We start from the raw sequence: 16,324 nt of genomic DNA, 5'->3' as shown, positions 1-16,324 counted from the left end.
CGGGGCGTCACCGTAGCCGCAGGCGACGCGGAAGCGTCGGCGATCTCACGGCGCGGTCAGCCCGTAGACGCGACGCGCCGTGTCGCCCCAGATCCCGGCCCGGTCACTCCCGTGGCGGCCGCCCACCATCTCCGTCAGCGCGTCCACCCACCGCTGGTACGAGCTGGCGAGCAGGCACACCGGCCAGTCCGAGCCGAACATCAGCCGGTCCGGTCCGAACGCGTCGAGCGCGTGGTCGACGGCCGGTCGGAGGTCGTCCGTCGTCCACTGCGACCGCTCCACCTCGGTTACCAGGCCGGAGAGCTTCGCCGTCGTGTTGGGCGAGGCCGCCAACGCCCGCAGGTCACCGATCCACTCCGTCAGCCCCGGACTGCCCAGCGCGGGCTTGCCCAGGTGGTCGAGGACGAAGCTGACCTCCGGCAGGTCGTACACCAGGCGCGTGGCCATGGAGAGCTGGTGCTGGCGGACGAGCAGATCGAAGACGAGGCCGGCGGATCCGACCGCCGCGATCCCCCGGCGGACGTCCGGACGGTCCAGGTACGCCGGGTCGGTCTCGCCCTGGACGAGGTGCCGGATGCCGACGAGGTGGTCGCCGCCCCGGGCGGCCCGCAGGCCGCCGATGCGATCGGCGACGTCGTCGGCTGTCAGGTCCAGCCAGCCGACCACCCCCTGGACGAGGCTGTCGTCGGCGGCGACGCCCAGCAGGTCCACCGTCTCCGCCTGCGAGGCGATGGACTGCACGACGACGGTCGCGGTGACCCCGGCCGCCCGGGCCAGCGGCGCGAGGTCGACGGGCTCGAAGTCGGCGTCGATGGCCGCCATGGTCACGGGGTCGATCCACGGCTGCGGGTGCCGCGCCCGGACCCAGAGGTGGTGGTGCGCGTCGACGATCCCGGCCCGCCCGGGTGCCTGCCCGGCCGTCATCGGCCGAGCCAGCCGCCGTCGACGGGCAGCACGACGCCGTTGACGTAGTCCGACGCGGCCGATGCCAGGAACACGGTGGCACCGCCGAGATCGTCGGCGCGACCCCATCGGCCGGCCGGGATCCGGGCGAGGATCGCTGGTTCACGGTCGGGATCGTCGCGCAGTGCCTGAGTGTTGTCGGTGGCGATGTAGCCGGGGGCGATGGCGTTGACGTTCACGCCGTGTGCCGCCCACTCGTTCGCCAGCGCCCTGGTGAGCCCGGCAACGCCCGATTTCGAGGCGGCGTAGCCGGGGACGGTGATGCCGCCCTGGAAACTCAGCAGCGACGCGGTGAAGATGATCTTGCCGTGGCCGCGCTCGACCATCGTCCGGCCGATCTCCCGGCTCAGCACGAACTGACTGCTCAGGTTGACCTCGATGACGTGGTCCCACATCTCGTCCGGGTGGTCGACGGCCGGGGTACGGGCGATCGTGCCGCCGTTGTTCACCAAGATGTCGATGGGCCCGAGCGCGGTGAGGTCGGCGGCCAACCGGTGCACGGCCGCCCGGTCGCCCAGGTCCGCCCGCAGGGCGGTGAACCGGCGGCCGGCGGCACGCACCCGGCGTTCCACCTCACTTCCGTCCGCTTCGAGGTGCGCGGAGACGCCGACGACGTCGGCTCCGGCCCGGGCCAGCGCCTCGGCCATGGCGAGGCCGATGCCGCGCCGGGCCCCGGTCACGACGGCGGTCCGTCCGGACAGGTCGAAGAGTGTCGTCACCGGTTGTCCTCCCGCAGATCGAGCAGCACCTTCATCACGCCGCCGCCCTCCAGCGCCGTGAACGCGGCGGTGGCCGCCTCGACGGGCTCGACCCGGGAGATGAGCTCCCGCGCCGGGATGGCGCCGGAGGCGACCAACCGGATCGCCTCGACCATGTCGTCGCGCTGGTAGAGACGGGCACCGAGCAGCTCCAGTTCACGCCAGAAGAACCGGTGCAGGTTGACCTCGCGGGGCTTGGGATGGATCGCCACCATCACCAGCCGGCCCCGGGTGGTGAGGACGTCGACCGCCGTGGCGACGCCCGGCGCGGCACCGGAGACCTCGAAGGCGACGTCGGCGCCCGCGCCGTCGGTCCGGTCGTTGACCAGCGCCACGACGTCGGTCGTTCCCGGATCGACGGCCTCGACCCCGATCCTGCCCGCCACCGCGCGGCGGACCGGGTCCGGCTCGACGAGGAGCACGCGCGCGCCGCGACCCTGGGCGACGGTGGCGATGAGGACTCCGACCGGTCCACCACCGACCACGACCACCTGATCGTCGGCGGTCACGTTTCCCCGCCGGACGTCGTGCACCGCGACCGCGACCGGCTCGACGAGCGCCGCGTGGTCGAGCGGCAGGTCCGCGGGCAACGGCAGGACCAGATCCGCCGGCACGGTCCAGGACGACTGCATCGCGCCTGGTGAGTCGATGCCGAGGAAGTTCATTTTGTGGCAGACGTGGGACAGCCCGCGTCGGCAGGCGGCGCACCGTCCGCAGGGTCGGGTCGGCATCACGGTGACGGCCTGGCCGACGGTCCAGCCGGTGACGTCCTCGCCGACGGCCGCGATCCGCCCGGACATCTCGTGTCCGATGATCGCCGACGCGCCGACCCGCGCGTCCATGTCCCCGTGGTAGATGTGCAGGTCGGTGCCGCAGATCCCGGTGTAGGCCACCTCGATGCGCACCTGGCCGTGCCCCGGTGCCTCCGGGTCACGCTTCTCGATCCCGAGGTGCCGTGCCCCCCGGTAGACGACTGCCTTCATCGATCCTCCGTCTCGGCGGTCGGTACGACGTTCGCCCCGACCGGACATGGTCGTGGGTGCACCGCCGTTGCGGTGCACCCACGCTCCCCCTGTTGAGGTGTTGAGCTCAGTGGCGTGCGGTGGGCGACACCTCGTGGTGCGAGTTCAGCGGCACCACCGGGACCTTGCGGGCGGAGACGCCGTCGACGCCGGCGAGCAGTCGCCGTCCGGCCCGCTCCGGCCGGACGTTGGGGCTCTCGGCCGTCTGCGCCTGCGGGCGACGGTTCGCCGTCCGGATCCGCTCCTCGTCGACCCGGACACCCAACCCGGGTGAGTCGCCGAGGACGAACGCGCCGTCCTCGACGTGCAGGTCGATGGAGACGCCGACCGGTGGATGCAGGTCCTGCAGTTCGCTGGTCAGGTGGTTCGGCACCGACGTCGCGGCGTGCAGCAGCCCGACCGGACTGTTGCCGATCGGGCTGACCGGCAGGTCGTGGGCGTGCGCCAGGGCGGATGTCCGCAGGAAGTGGGTGACCCCCCAGACGGCCGCCATCTGGACGATGTCGACCGCGCCGGCGGCGATCAGCGGCCGGTACTGTTCGAGCCCGGTGAGGTTCTCCCCGGTGGCGACCGACGCGTAGATCCCCCGGCCGACCGTCGCGTGGCCCTCGGCGTCCCAGCGGCGGACCGGCTCCTCGATCCAGATGAGATCCAGGCTCCGTTCGAGTTCGCTGACGTGCCGGACGGCCTGCTTGCGGGTCCATGCCTCGTTCACGTCGAGCATCAGACCCGGCCGCAGCCCGTGCCCGGCCTCGGTCAGCACGTCCCTGACCAGACCGAGGCGGCGCCGGTCGCGCTCGATGTCGAGGCCGCCCTTGAGTTTCGCGGCGCGTAGGCCGTGGCTGGCGTAGACCTCGTACTCGGCGACGAGCTCGTCGTCGGTGAGCCCAATGTCCAGACCGGAGGCGTAGGCGGGGACTCTCCGGTCGCGTCCGCCCAGCAGCCGCCACAGCGGCTCACCGGCGGCCTGCGCCTTGATGTCCCACAGTGCGGTGTCGAGAGCACCGATGGTGCCGAAGACCGGGCCCGCGTGGCCGGCCTTGAAGGTGTGCCGCAGCATGCGGTCGTAGAGGGCCGTGACGGCACGGGGATCTTCGCCCTCGATGGCGGCGAAGATCCGCTCGATCTCGACGTGTGGCCCGAGGCCGACCCCCGAGATGCCCTCGTCGGTCTCGACGATGACGATCGACACCGGGACCACCCCGTCGGCGAAGACGCCGTTGGCATCGCCGACGGGCCGCCCCCATTCCTGGACCGTGGCGAGCGTCCGAAATCCAGTGATCCGCATGTCAACCCTTCGTGGAACCGGCGGCTACACCGTCGGCGATTTGGCGCTGGAGGAACAGGTAGACAAACAGGACGGGTATCGCGGCGATCAGAACTCCCGAGGCGAAGGTCGGGATGTTGTCGGAGTACTGCCCGCGCAACGAAGTCACCCCGATCATCAGCGTCCGGTGCTCGGCCGAGGGCATCATCACCAGCGCCATGAGGACGTCGTTCCAGCAGAACAGGGCGTTGAGGATGCCCACCGACAGCAGCGCCGGAGTGCCCAGCGGCAGCATGATCCGCCGGTACACGCCGTAGACGGTGTTGCCGTCGATCCGCGCGGCGTCGACGATCTCCTTCGGGATGCCCCGGTAGTAGCTGGTCATCAGAAAGACGGTGAAGGGCAGGAACTGGGCCACGTAGACGAGCACCAGGCCGGGGTACGTGTCGATGAGCGCGGTGTCGGCCATGATCCGGGCGAGCGGCACCATGATCACCTGGAACGGGATGAAGAGTCCCGCGAGGCAGCCCAGGAACAGCGCCGACGAGCCGCGGAACCGCAGCTGGCTCAGAGCGAATCCGGCCATCGACCCGAACAGGAGCAGCAGGACCACCGACGACGTCACCACGAGCAGCGAGTTGGCGAAGTAGCGGCCCATGCCGACGCTCGTCCATGCCGTTTCGATGTTCTCCCACCGCAGGGCGTCGGTCAGGCCGAACCGGTCGAGGATGTAGTCCCGCCGGGTCTTCATCGCGACGTTGGCGGTGAACAGCAGGGGGTAGATCGTCGCCAGCGCGAGCAGCGACATCGGGATGGCGATCAGCCACCGTCCCAGGCGCAGGCCGGACATCAGTCCTCCCTCCCCGATCGTTCGAGCAGTTTGATCTGCAACAGCCCCACCACGAGCATGATCACGAAGAGGATCGTGGACGCGGCCGACGCGAGAGCCGGACGGTTCATCTGGCCCTGCTGGATCCAGATGTAGTACTCCGGCAGGTACGTCGACCCCTCCGGCCCGCCGCTGGTCATGACGAAGAGCAGGCCGAACATCGAGGTCAGCATGCCGATCATCGTGGTCACGAAGACGAACTGGATGGTGCGGGAGAGGCTCGGGACGATCACGTGCCAGATGACCTGGGGCAGCGAGGCGCCGTCCACCCGGGCGGCGTCCAGGAGCGCCGCGTCGAGAGTGGCGAAGCCGGCGAGGAACACCACCAGGGCCATGCCGAAGGTGGCCCAGATGTGCACGCCGACCACCATGAACATCGCGATGTCCGGGTCACCGAGCCAGTCCACCGGTCCGACGCCGAACGAGCCGAGGATGGCGTTGAGGGGGCCGTCGAAGGCGAGCAGCAGGTTGAAGATCGCGCCGACGATGACCGGGGACAGCACCGCGGGGAAGAAGTAGACGCTGCGGTAGAAGCGGTGACCGGGCACCCGGAGGTAGATGAACGTCGCGAGCAGTCCGGGGATCGCCACCGCCACCGGAAGCAGCACCACCAGCAGTCCGACGTTGCTCAGGGCGGTCCGGAACAGGTCGTCGCCGAACAGCTCGCGGTAGTTGCCGAATCCGACCGCCGTCCCGTTCTGCGCGCCGTCGCCGGTGAAGGAGAAGTTGACGCCGAGGATCAGCGGGTAGAGCCGCAACAGCACGATGATCAGGACGGCCGGGGCGACCAGGACGTAGGGGGCGAGGCGTTCGGCCCTCAGGTCCCCACCGGTGCGACGGGGACGTGCGCCACCCCGACGTGCGGCGGGGGTGGACCCCGGCCCGCCGGTCCGCCCGGCCGAAGCCGGACGGACCGACGATCGAGTGTTTCCGATCGGCACGTGCTCAGCCCGCCTGATCGGAGGCGGCCAACTGCTTCACCACCTCGTCGACGGTGATCGAACCGCTGAGCAGTTGCTGCGAGAGGCGCCCCATCAGGTCGATCGTCTTCGAGGAGAGCGCCACGTGCAGGGCGGGCTTACCGCTCTTCAACTCGCTGACGATCGTGGCAGCGGCCGGGCCGGCCTGCGACACGTCGATGGTGGTGTCGGCGACGATCGCGCCCGCGCCGGAGTAGAAGGCGTTGAGCGCCTCGGTCGACGTCAGCGAACGCACCAGGTCGGCGGCCACCTTCGGGTCCTTCGTCCACTTGGCGACCGCGTAGCCGATGCCCCCGTCGTACGGGAGGCTCGGGGTGGTGCCGGCGGTGACGATCGGGGCCTTCATGACGCCGAGCTTCTCCGGGGTCAGGAACTCGTTGAAGTCCTGCCAGTGCCCGACGTCCGACATGAGACCCATGACGTGGGCGGCCTTGCCGGACTGGAAGAACGCGAAGGAGTCGTTGAACATCGCGGTCGAGTTGGCACCGTCGCTGTTCATCTTCTTGTCCCCGGCCTCCTTCCAGAGCTGGAAGATCCGCTTGACGTTGGCCGAGTTCCAGTCGCGCTTGCCGGCGATCCAGGCGTCGTACTCCTGGGCGGTGAGGGTGGTCGAGCCCAGGCTGGAGAGCCAGAACTGGATGCCGACTCCCTCCTTGTTGCCGAGGGCGAAGCACTTGGCGCCGGCCTTGGCGACGGCGGCGCAGTCGGCGACGAGCTTGTCCCACGTGGTCGCCGGGCTCGCCGGGTCGAGGCCGGCCTTCTCGTAGACCGTCTTGTTGTAGTAGATGGGGTAGCCCTGCAACGTCACCGGGCCGCCGTAGATCGTGCCGTCCTTGGTGAACGCGTCCCAGCCGGCCAGCCGCTGCTTGTCCTCGGCCACGTAGTCGGTGAGCGGCACGAGCGCGTCCACCCGGTCGCGGATCTGGCCCCCACCGTTGAACATCATCACGTCTGGGCCCTTGCCGGACTGGATGGCCGCGCCGAGCAGGGTGTAGTACTGATCGAAGGGCTGCGCGACGAATTCGACCGTGACATCGGGGTGCTTCTTCTTGAAGTCCGCCTTCGCCTTGTCCAGATAGGATTTGGCGAACGCCTCACCGGACTTGAAGTCCCATACCACCAGCTTGCCGTCAGAGCTGGTGGACTTACCCGAATCGCTGGCACTTCCACATCCGGCCAAGGCCAGGCTCACAACGAGGACGGCCGACCATATTGCTCGCTGTCTCATCGGTTGTCACCTTTGAAAGTGGGGTGGCCGGCGGGCGTCCCGCGAGCCAATGTTGATCGGAACGTAACTCGTATGACGTGTGACGTCAATACTCGGTCGTACACTGATCCGGACGTCGTGCCACGGCGAGTCATTCGGAGGGGGACATGACGCCAGCGCAGGAGACAGCCCTGAACAACTCGGTGACCCCGGCGTGGGTGCGTCGACCGACCAACCTCGCCAGGGCGGTCACCGCCGAGCTGGTGGAGCGCATCGTCCGGGGCGTACACCCGTCTGGGACGTCCCTTCCCCCCGAGCCCGTCCTGTGCGAAACGTTCTCGGTCAGCCGGACCGTCGTCCGGGAGGCGGTGAAGATCCTTCAGGAGAAGGGTCTGGTGCAGGTCCGCCAGGGCGCCGGCACCATGGTCACCCCGGAGTCGCACTGGGACATGCTCGACGAGCTCGTCCTCGCGGCCACCATCGCCGTGGACGACAGTCTCGCCATACTCGACGACCTCGTCGTCACCCGGCGGGTGCTGGAGTCCGACATGGCGAACGTCGCCGCCCGCCTCGCCGACGCCGACACCGTCGAGCGGCTGCGCGCCCAGGTGGACCGGATGGACGAGCTCGTCGACGACCACGTGACCTACCACGAGCACGACCGCGCCTTCCACGACACGGTCATGCAGGCGTCCGGCAACCGCATCGCCCGCGGCGTCGTCCGCGCGCTGGAGAGCCAGGTCATCAACACGGCCCGCTACATGGGCCGGACCGAACGCTCCCTGTGCGTGGCGTCCAACAAGGGGCATCGGCGCATCTACGAGCGCATCGCCGCCCACGACCCGGACGGCGCCGCCGCGGCGATGTTCACCCACATCACCGAGGCGTGGCTGGTCCGGCGCAGCGGTAAGCCCGTCCGCCTGCAACGCTGACCCTCGCCGACGACGACGCGGCGCCCACCCCCGGACCCGGGAGCGGACGCCGCCATCTGACGCGAACCGACGTCACGAGAACTGCGAGAAGAACCTCCAGATCTCACCCTTGGTCCAGGTCGTGATGCCGCTCTCGGCGTAGGTTCCGTCCACCGGCCCCGGCATGTGGCCGTTGTCGAACGCGGCCCACTGCACCGGGTACCCGGCCCGGCAGCCGGAGTAGGTGGTCGTGATGTGCGCCCGGCTGCCCGCCGCCGGCTCGGGCGGGTTCTGGGCGGTGCAACCGTTGTTCCGGACGAACGTGTCGCGCAACGCCCTCCCCTGGGAGATGTTCAGGACGTTGTCCGAGATGCCGTGCAGCCCGAAGTACGCGATGGGCTGCGTGCCGCCGCTGCACCCGCTGATCTGCGCGCCGGAGATGACCGCGACGGCCCGGAAGACGGTGGGCCGCGCGCAGGCGACCGCGTAGCTCATGCCGCCACCCCAACTGAACCCGAGGGCGAAGCGCTGCCTGGGGTTGACGCAGAGGCTGCTCTCGATCCGGCTGATCATGTCGTCGACGAAGGTGATGTCCTCGCCGCCGGAGTTGCCCCAGCCGTTGCCGAATCCTTGGGGGGCGACCAGGATCGCGCTGTTGTTCGACTGCTCCTGCTGCCCGTAGTAGGACCACGCGGTTCCGCTGGTGCCGCCGGAGGAGATCTCCTGCATGGTGCCGCCCCGCCAGTGGAACGCGAAGATCAGCCGGTAGGGATTGCTGTTGTTGTAGTTGGTGGGCACCCGCAGGATGAAGGTCCGGCTCTTGCCGTTGCTCTGGATCGTGTGCGTGCCGCTGGACAGCGTCGGCGCCTTGCCGCACCCACTACCGCCCGACGGTGGCGGGTTCCCGCCGTCGGTGGGGACGAGCTGCCACTGCTGGTTCGTCCCGTTCCAGTCGGAGTACTGCACGATGTTTCCGCCGTCGGCGGTGGAGGCGCCCTGCACCTCCACGGCCTTGCCGCTGTGCCGGCTGATGAGCCGGACGTACCCGCCGTCCGAGTCGGCCAGCCGGAACTGCTGGTTCGTGCCGTTGAGGTCGGCCCACTGCACGATCGCCCCGCCGTCGGCGGTCGAGAAGTTGCTGACGTCGAGGACCTTGCCCGAATGCCGGGACTTCAACCGGTAGTAGCCGCCGCCCGAGTCCACGAACTGCCACTGCTGGTTCGCGCCGTTGTTGCGCGTCCACTGGCTGATCCGCGCACCGTCGTTGGTGGCCGATCCGTACAGGTCCAGCACCTTGCCACTGTTGCGGTTCACCAGCACGTACCAGGCGTTGGTGTCCACGGTGGCCGCCGCCGCGGGCGCCGTGTCGACCGCGACGAGCATGCCGGCGGTCATGACCGCGGCCGCCGCCGCGGCCAGTGCCGACCGCCAGCGGTGTCTCGGTGCGGAGGCGGGACGAGCCTCAGCGATGGACTTCATGGTCCACTCCTTCGATCGGGGTCACCCACGGGCGCAACGCTCGCGCGTGCCCTGGTGTGTGTGCCGGCGTCCGGTGGTGGCGTCAGCACATGGGGGTGTGGTGCGGGCGGGATGCGGCCGGGCCCGTTCGGAGCGCGGCGGCGCATCCGGGCTCCCGGCGGCCCGCGCGACCCGCGAGTCAGAAGTTAGCGTTCACAACGTCATACGTCAAACGATTCGCATCGATATACTTCACCCGATTCAGCGGTCCCAGGGGCGGGTCGGTATGGTCGCGGCGGCCGGACGGGACGAGCGTGGTCGCGGCTCCACGCGACACCGGTGCGACTATCGCGGAGGCGTGAGATGCGGCGACACGGAATGGTCATCCGGCTCCGACCGGAGCACCGGGAAACCTACCTACGGCTGCACGCCGCGGTCTGGCCCGCCGTCGAGGAGACACTGCGGCAGGCGAACATGCGCAACTTCACGATCTTTCTCCACGACGACCTGCTGTTCGGCTACTACGAGTACGTGGGCGACGACCACGAGGCCGACCAGGCACGCATCGCCGCCGACCCGCAGACGCAGGAATGGTGGACGTTGACCGAGCCGTGCCAGGAGTCGCTGAGCCCGGACGGCGGGTGGACTCCGGTGCCGGAGATCTGGCACCTCGCCGACAAGGACGCCTGACCGCCGCCGCGTCGGCACGGGTCACTCGGGCAGCTTCGCCCCCGACTGCTCGCTCACCATGTACGTCGCGTACCAGTCGGGCCAGTTGTCGTCCCTCGTACCGGTGCGCTTCTCGTGCTCGCCGTGGGCCTCGGCCGCGCGTCGCAGCGCGCTCGCCAGGTCGCTGTCGGAGGTGTACGACGTCCGGCCTCCCTCGACGCGGCCGGGGAGCCTGCTCGTGATCTCCTGCACGAGCCAGGTGTTGCCGTCCGGGTCGTGGAACGTGGCGCGCGAGAAGTAGCTGCGGCGCTCGGGATCCGGCCCGTCGACCGGCCCGTCCGGGCTGACGTGGAAGACGCCGCTCACCTCGACGCCGGCGGAGACCAGGGCGTCGCGCGCCGCCTCGATGTCGGACACCACCAGGTACGTCGTGGCCGAACCGGGTGTCGCCGACGTGAGCTGGGCGCCGAACTGCACCGAGCAGGCGGAGCCGTGCGGGGTGAACTGGACGATGCCGGGCGGAGTCTGGTCGAGTCGCCACCCGATGCTCTCGTAGAACCCCTTCGCCCGGTCGACGTCCGCCACCGGGATGACGACAACCTCGACCTTCACGTCGAGGCTCCGCACACTCGCGTCGCCCCGTGTGGCCTTCGGACTCATCGCGGCCTCCTGAACTGGGTGCGGGCGCCGTCGTCGGCGATCACCGGCTGCGCTCGAGCGTCGGCGGTAGGGCCGCAGCGGCGTACCCGGTGTGGCTCGTCCCATGCGGGCCCGGGCTGCTCACTCCTCGCGCGGCGTCCCGAGATGCTCACGCAGCGCCGCCGCGATCTCGCCGGCCGCGCCGAGCTGCTCCGGTGTGAGAGCGTCGACGAACAGCTCCCGGATGGCGCGCAGGTGCGGGAAGGTGGACTGCCGGAACGCCTCGACGCCGGTCGGGGTGAGGAGCACCTCCGCCCCGCGGGGAACGGTCGCGCACTCCTGGCGCCGGATGAGCCCACGCCGTTCCATCCGCCCGAGGTGGTGGGAGAGCCGGCTGCGCTCCCACCCGATGTGCGCGGCGAGCGCGGAGGAGCGCATCCGCTGCTCCTGCGCCTCGCTGAGGGCGAGCAGGACGGCGTAGTCCCCCGGCGAGAGCGACGAGTCGGCCTGTAGGCGGGACGCCACCTGGGAGTTGAGGGCTTCCACCGTCTCGACGAAGGAGCGCCAGATCCGCAGCTCGTCCGCGGTCGGCAGCTGACGCCCCCTCCGCCGCTCGGGTGTGGCGCTGGTCATCTCAGCCTCCCGGGGAATTGACGCGTCAATCGGCAGGTTAGCATCATTGACACGTCAACAAGGAAGATCACTTCCCACGCGTCACGATCGGCAACCGCTGAGGAGGGGACGATGACGGCTGAAGGCTTTGAACTGGGGCTCAACTCGTTCGGCGAGGTCGCCAGCGACGGCGACCGGATCCTGAGTGACGCCGAGACGGTACGACTGCTCGTCGAGGAGGCCCGGCTCGCGGAGTCGGTCGGCCTCGACGCGTTCAGCCTGGGCGAGCACTACCGGGAGGGCCACAACGACTCGGCCACCCCGGTGCTGCTCGCGGCGATGGCGACGGCAACCGAGCGGATCCGCCTCGGCACCTCGGTCACCGTGCTCAGCACCAACGATCCGGTGCGGCTCTACCACGAGTTCGCCACCCTCGACGCGGTGTCCAACGGCCGGGCTCAACTGGTTCTCGGGCGGGCGTCGGCGACCGAGTCGTTCCCGCTGTTCGGGTACGACCTGGCGGACTACGAGCGGTTGTTCGAGGAGAAGCTCGACCTCTTCGTCCGCCTCCAACGGGACGAAACGGTCACCTGGTCCGGCACCGTACGGAGCCCCCTGGTCGAGCAGCGACTGCACCCGCGAATGCGACCGGGCGGCATCCCGACCTGGATCGGCGTCGGCGGGAGCCCGAACTCTGTGGTCCGCGCCGCCCGCTACGGGCTTCCGCTCATGCTCGCGATCATCGGCGGGCGTCCGCAGCGGTTCGCCGGCCACGTCGACCTCTACCACCAGGCGCTCGAGCAGTTCGGGAAGCCCGTGCAGCCGATCGCGCAGCACTCACTCGGCCTTGTCGCGGACAGCGACGAGGAGGCGGTGGAAACATGGTGGCGGTACTGGCAGCCGACCGTGGCGCGGCTCGCCGAGGAGCGCGGCTTCTACAAGCCCGACCGTGCACGCTACGAGGCCGAGATCGACCACGGAGCGCTGTTCGTCGGGTCGCCGGAAACGGTCGCCCGCAAGATCGCCGCCGTGGCCCGCGATCTGCGGCTGAGTCGATTCGATCTCAAGTACGACATCATGCACCTGCCTCGCGAGGCACGCGCGCGAACCATCGAGCTGCTGGGCAGCGAGGTCGCGCCGCGGGTCCGGGAGCTGTTGGCGAAGGAGCCCACCAATGTCTGACCTCGTGTTCGGCCTCGACACCTTCGGCGACGTGCCGGAGGGCGATTCCGGTAAGCCCGTCTCCCACGCCGCGGCGATCCGTCAGGTCGTCGACGAGGCGGTACTGGCCGACGAACTCGGCGTCGACGTCATCGCACTCGGTGAGCACCACCGGCCGGAGTACTCGGTGTCGACGCCGGAGACCGTGCTGGCGGGGATCGCCACCCGCACCTCCCGGATCCGCCTCTCCTCCGGCGTGACGGTGCTGAGCTCCGACGACCCGGTCCGGGTGTTCCAACGCTTCGCCACCGTCGACGCGCTGTCGCAGGGCCGGGCCGAGGTAATCCTCGGTCGCGGCTCGTTCACCGAGTCGTTCCCCCTGTTCGGCTACGACCTGGCGGACTACGACGTGCTGTTCGAGGAGCGGATCGAGCTGTTCGCGAAGCTGCTCGACGAGAAGCCGGTCACCTGGAGCGGCACCACACGTGCCCCACTCAAGGACGCCGACGTCTTTCCGAAGACGGAATCGGGACACCTCACCACCTGGGTGGGCGTCGGCGGCTCGCCGCAGTCGGTCGTCCGCACCGCCCGGTACGGCCTTCCGCTCATGCTCGCCATCATCGGCGGCGCTCCGGAGCGTTTCGCACCCTACATCGACCTCTATCGCCGGGCGGCCGACCAGCTCGGCACCACCGCGCACCCGGTCGGGATGCACTCGCCCGGCTTCATCGCCGACACCGACGAGGAGGCGAAGGAGGTGTTCTGGCCGCACTACCGGGTCATGCGGAACCGGATCGGCGCGCTGCGCGGCTGGCCACCGATCCGTCGTGAGGAGTTCGACTCCGAGGTGGAACACGGCTCGCTCTACATCGGCTCCCCGGAGACGGTGGCACGCCGGATGGCCCGTGCCATCCGCAGCGTCGGCGTCGGCCGGTTCGACCTCATCTACACGGCGGGAGCCCAGCCGGTGAGCGCCCGGATGCGCGCCGTCGAGCTCTACGGATCCAGGGTGATCCCGATGGTCCGCGACATCCTCGCCAGCTGATCCATCCGAGGGACGGGAGCAGGGACATGAACGACAACGGCCGCGACAGAGCACAGACCCTCGCCGTCCTCGGGGCCGGCAAGGTGGGCACCGTCCTCGCCCGGCTCGCACTCGCCGCCGGCTACCGGGTGCTCGTCGCCGGCTCCGGCGACCCGGCGAAGATCGCGCTCACCATCGAGGTGCTCACGCCGGGGGCGAGCGCGACCACCGCGGCCGACGCCGTGGCCGGCGCCGACATCGTCATCCTCGCCCTGCCGCTGGGCAAGTACCGTGCGGTCCCCGCCGAGGCCCTGCGCGGCAAGCTCGTCGTCGACGCGATGAACTACTGGTGGGAGGTCGACGGCATCCGCGACGACCTGACCGACCCGCGTACCTCGTCGAGCGAGATCGTCCAGGCGTTCCTGTCCGGCGCACGGGTCGTCAAGGCGTTCAACCACATGGGGTACCACGATCTTGAGGACGAGGCGCGACCGGCGGGCACCGCCGGTCGCAAGGCCATCGCGATCGCCGGCGACGACGCCGCCGATCTCGCCGCGGTGGCCGCCCTCGTCGACACGCTCGGCTTCGACCCGGTCGTCGCCGGGGCGCTCGCCGAGGGTGTACGACTCGAGCCGGGCAGCGAGCTGTTCGGCGCCAACGTGAGTGCCGCCGAGGTGCGTGGCATGCTCGACCGGTTTCCCGAATCGGAGCGTGGGCGGATCATTGCCGCCGCGCGAGGCTCCGGACCGCCCGCATGACGCCCCGAGGGGCGAGGCCCGCCTCCGTCAGACCACCCGGGCGACGGCACCGTTGAACGACACGTCCTGCACGGACGGCCGCGGCTGCGGCGCGTCGTCGGCCCGCCACCGCGCCACCGACACGATGCCGGGTTCGACGAGGTCCAACCCCTCGAGCAGGTCGGCGAACTGGTCGGTGCTGCGGGCCTGGAACCGGCCGTCGCGGTTGTTCGCCTCCAGCTTCGCGGTCACCTCGGGCGGCAGGTACTCCCAGGTCACGTGCGAGGCGACGACGTAGCTGCCGGACGGGAGCGCGGCGACGAGGCGGTCGAGGATGGTCTTCGGGGCCTCGTCGTCGCGGATGAAGTGCAGGATGGCCACCAGCATCAACGCGACCGGCTCGTCGAGGTCGATCGTCGTGCGCAGGTCCGGATGGGCGAGGATCCGCTCCGGGTCCCGCAGGTCGGCGTCGAGGTAGGCGGTGCGGCCCTCGGGCGTGCTGTTCAACAGTGCACGCGCGTGGGCGAGGACGATCGGGTCGTTGTCGACGTACACCACCCGCGCCGACGGGTCGATCGCCTGGGCGACCTCGTGGGTGTTGTCGGCGGTCGGGACGCCCGTACCGATGTCGAGGAACTGGCGGACACCCTGCTGCGCCAGGAAACGCACCGCTCGCTGCAGGAACATCCGGTTTTCGACGGCGGCGAGCCGGATGGTGGGCATCGCGGCCGCGAGCGCGTCGCCGGACTGCCGGTCTGCGGCGAAGTTGTCCTTGCCGCCCAGCAGGTAGTTGTACCTGCGGGCGGGATGCGCGACGGTGGTGTCGATCCGGTCGGCCGCCGAAGGCTCCCCGCTGCGCACCGTCACCCGGGCCTCCCATCGCCGCGTTCTCTCCACAAGGTACACATGTCCGCGCCGCGGTGATGCCCCCTGGCGGGCCGGTGGTCGTCAGCGGACGGGTCCGCCTCGGCAGGGCTCGTCACCGCGTACCCCGGCGACGAGGTCGGCGGTGGTGTGGGCCTGGATGCCGGGCTCACCGATGTCGGTGTACCGCGCGACGACCGCGCGGACATGCTGCTCGGCGAGGTCGGCGAGGTCGTCGTAGACGGCCGTGAACAGCTGCCGGGCCGGCTGCCGGAGCCATCCCGCCGGAAGGAGCTCCAGGGGCAGTTGCGGATCGAGGGTGGGAAAGCGCCGGAAGGTGTCCATGACCTCGGTGCGTGCCCGCACCGCCTCCGTGCCGTCGACCTGCCCCGCTCGCACCCGGGGCAGCAGGGGCGTCCACCGCCGCAGAAACGCCTCGTAGTGCCGCTCTATCGCGTCGACGTCCCAGGCTTCGATGGGAGCACGTCGGCTGGTCGCGTCGAGTGCGACGTGGCGCCCACGGAACACCGTGGCGCGGCCGGCCGACAGCTGGGCGAGCAGTGCCCGGGCGGGCGGGGTCAGCTCGTACGGCGAGATCCACAGTCCGTCGTACAGCGGCGCGTATCCGAGCCAGCGGAGCTGGCCGCGAAGGGCGCGCCGCTGTGAGCCGCGGTCCTGCGGCAGCGAGAAGGCGATGGTCGTCCAGTGTCCGTCCCACGGCGTCGTCGCGGCGGTGGAGGTCAGGATCCACTGTGCGCCGGCGGAGAGATCGGCGGCGGCGGCCCGACTGAGCCGGTAGGAGCTGCGCCGTCCCTGCCGGCTGCCCTCCAGCACACCTCGACGGGCCAGCCGGCTGATCGCGGCCCGGGCGCCGGCCGTGGTCACCCCCGACTCGGCGAGCAACGCGACGATGGCGGCGGACGGGATCGCGGCACGGGTCCGCACGGTGTAATCCGCCAGCAGGGTCACCGCGACGCCCTGCGGTGAGGTGCCGGCCTGTCGCCGGGGCAGCCGAAGCGAGTGCTCCCCGTCGTCCGGATAGATCTCCTCGATGTCGAACGGGCTCGCCACAGGCCCTCCGGGCTCGGCTCGGGGACGTTGGCCCGACTGTAGACGGATCGCCGTGGGACACCCGACCCTATCGATCGAGCCGCGTCGATTGA

At 70.2% G+C, this 16,324-nt stretch carries 17 protein-coding genes; 5 read left to right on the top strand and 12 right to left on the bottom strand.

What is annotated here, in order from left to right; all coding sequences use genetic code 11:
* Positions 1-45: 45 nt before the first annotated feature.
* The 7 genes from O7620_RS05625 to O7620_RS05595 form a co-directional block, all read right to left on the bottom strand.
* Positions 46-924 (bottom strand): amidohydrolase family protein, encoded by an 879-nt coding sequence (locus O7620_RS05625; protein WP_278122148.1) that lies wholly within the window; start codon positions 922-924, stop codon positions 46-48.
* Complete coding sequence (gene kduD / locus O7620_RS05620; protein WP_278122147.1) at positions 921-1,682, bottom strand: 2-dehydro-3-deoxy-D-gluconate 5-dehydrogenase KduD; 762 nt, start codon at positions 1,680-1,682, stop codon at positions 921-923. The genes O7620_RS05625 and kduD overlap by 4 nt, the downstream gene beginning before the upstream one ends.
* Positions 1,679-2,704, bottom strand: coding sequence for an alcohol dehydrogenase catalytic domain-containing protein (locus O7620_RS05615; RefSeq protein WP_278122146.1), 1,026 nt, complete (start codon positions 2,702-2,704; stop codon positions 1,679-1,681). The genes kduD and O7620_RS05615 overlap by 4 nt, the downstream gene beginning before the upstream one ends.
* A 106-nt stretch (positions 2,705-2,810) precedes the next feature.
* Positions 2,811-4,031, bottom strand: coding sequence for a mandelate racemase/muconate lactonizing enzyme family protein (locus O7620_RS05610; RefSeq protein ID WP_278122145.1), 1,221 nt, complete (start codon positions 4,029-4,031; stop codon positions 2,811-2,813).
* 1 nt (position 4,032) lies between these two features.
* Positions 4,033-4,860, bottom strand: coding sequence for a carbohydrate ABC transporter permease (locus tag O7620_RS05605; RefSeq protein WP_278122144.1), 828 nt, complete (start codon positions 4,858-4,860; stop codon positions 4,033-4,035).
* The gene (locus O7620_RS05600; protein ID WP_278122143.1) at positions 4,860-5,840 is read right to left on the bottom strand and encodes a sugar ABC transporter permease; all 981 of its coding nucleotides are present in this window, start codon (positions 5,838-5,840) and stop codon (positions 4,860-4,862) included. The genes O7620_RS05605 and O7620_RS05600 overlap by 1 nt, the downstream gene beginning before the upstream one ends.
* A gap of 4 nt (positions 5,841-5,844) precedes the next feature.
* Positions 5,845-7,107, bottom strand: a complete 1,263-nt coding sequence (locus O7620_RS05595) for an extracellular solute-binding protein (protein ID WP_278122142.1) — start codon at positions 7,105-7,107, stop codon at positions 5,845-5,847.
* Between the two features lie 146 nt (positions 7,108-7,253).
* Between O7620_RS05595 and O7620_RS05590 the strand changes: the two genes are divergently transcribed.
* Positions 7,254-8,018 (top strand): FadR/GntR family transcriptional regulator, encoded by a 765-nt coding sequence (locus O7620_RS05590; protein ID WP_151489721.1) that lies wholly within the window; start codon positions 7,254-7,256, stop codon positions 8,016-8,018.
* Between the two features lie 72 nt (positions 8,019-8,090).
* Here O7620_RS05590 and O7620_RS05585 read toward each other — a convergent pair whose 3' ends face one another.
* On the bottom strand, positions 8,091-9,476 hold the full coding sequence (locus O7620_RS05585) for an RICIN domain-containing protein (protein WP_278122141.1): 1,386 nt from the start codon (positions 9,474-9,476) through the stop codon (positions 8,091-8,093).
* A 342-nt stretch (positions 9,477-9,818) separates the two neighbouring features.
* Between O7620_RS05585 and O7620_RS05580 the strand changes: the two genes are divergently transcribed.
* A complete protein-coding gene (locus O7620_RS05580) occupies positions 9,819-10,145 on the top strand; it encodes an L-rhamnose mutarotase (protein WP_151489723.1) in 327 nt (108 codons plus the stop codon).
* 21 nt (positions 10,146-10,166) lie between these two features.
* Here the strand turns inward: O7620_RS05580 and O7620_RS05575 are convergent, their stop codons facing one another.
* Positions 10,167-10,784, bottom strand: a complete 618-nt coding sequence (locus O7620_RS05575; protein WP_278122140.1) for a VOC family protein — start codon at positions 10,782-10,784, stop codon at positions 10,167-10,169.
* 120 nt (positions 10,785-10,904) lie between these two features.
* Positions 10,905-11,396: a MarR family winged helix-turn-helix transcriptional regulator gene (locus O7620_RS05570; protein ID WP_151489725.1), complete on the bottom strand. Its 492-nt coding sequence runs from the start codon at positions 11,394-11,396 to the stop codon at positions 10,905-10,907.
* Positions 11,397-11,507: 111 nt separating this feature from the next.
* Here O7620_RS05570 and O7620_RS05565 point away from each other — a divergent pair, with 111 nt between their 5' ends.
* Genes O7620_RS05565 through O7620_RS05555 form a run of 3 tightly spaced genes read left to right on the top strand, consistent with a single transcriptional unit; the run spans position 11,508 to position 14,318 of the window.
* Entirely contained in the window at positions 11,508-12,557 is a 1,050-nt protein-coding gene (locus tag O7620_RS05565; RefSeq protein ID WP_278122139.1) for an LLM class flavin-dependent oxidoreductase, read from the top strand.
* Positions 12,550-13,581 (top strand): LLM class flavin-dependent oxidoreductase, encoded by a 1,032-nt coding sequence (locus O7620_RS05560; protein WP_278122138.1) that lies wholly within the window; start codon positions 12,550-12,552, stop codon positions 13,579-13,581. The genes O7620_RS05565 and O7620_RS05560 overlap by 8 nt, the downstream gene beginning before the upstream one ends.
* A gap of 26 nt (positions 13,582-13,607) precedes the next feature.
* Positions 13,608-14,318: an NAD(P)-binding domain-containing protein gene (locus O7620_RS05555; RefSeq protein ID WP_278122137.1), complete on the top strand. Its 711-nt coding sequence runs from the start codon at positions 13,608-13,610 to the stop codon at positions 14,316-14,318.
* A gap of 27 nt (positions 14,319-14,345) precedes the next feature.
* Here O7620_RS05555 and O7620_RS05550 read toward each other — a convergent pair whose 3' ends face one another.
* Both O7620_RS05550 and O7620_RS05545 read right to left on the bottom strand, forming a co-directional pair.
* The gene (locus O7620_RS05550; RefSeq protein WP_278122136.1) at positions 14,346-15,164 is read right to left on the bottom strand and encodes an SAM-dependent methyltransferase; all 819 of its coding nucleotides are present in this window, start codon (positions 15,162-15,164) and stop codon (positions 14,346-14,348) included.
* Between the two features lie 81 nt (positions 15,165-15,245).
* Entirely contained in the window at positions 15,246-16,232 is a 987-nt protein-coding gene (locus O7620_RS05545) for a PaaX family transcriptional regulator C-terminal domain-containing protein (protein WP_278122135.1), read from the bottom strand.
* Positions 16,233-16,324: the final 92 nt, after the last annotated feature.

Source organism: Micromonospora sp. WMMD710 (genome assembly GCF_029626045.1).
Lineage (GTDB): Bacteria > Actinomycetota > Actinomycetes > Mycobacteriales > Micromonosporaceae > Micromonospora.
This window is presented reverse-complemented; position numbering and strand designations above follow the sequence as displayed.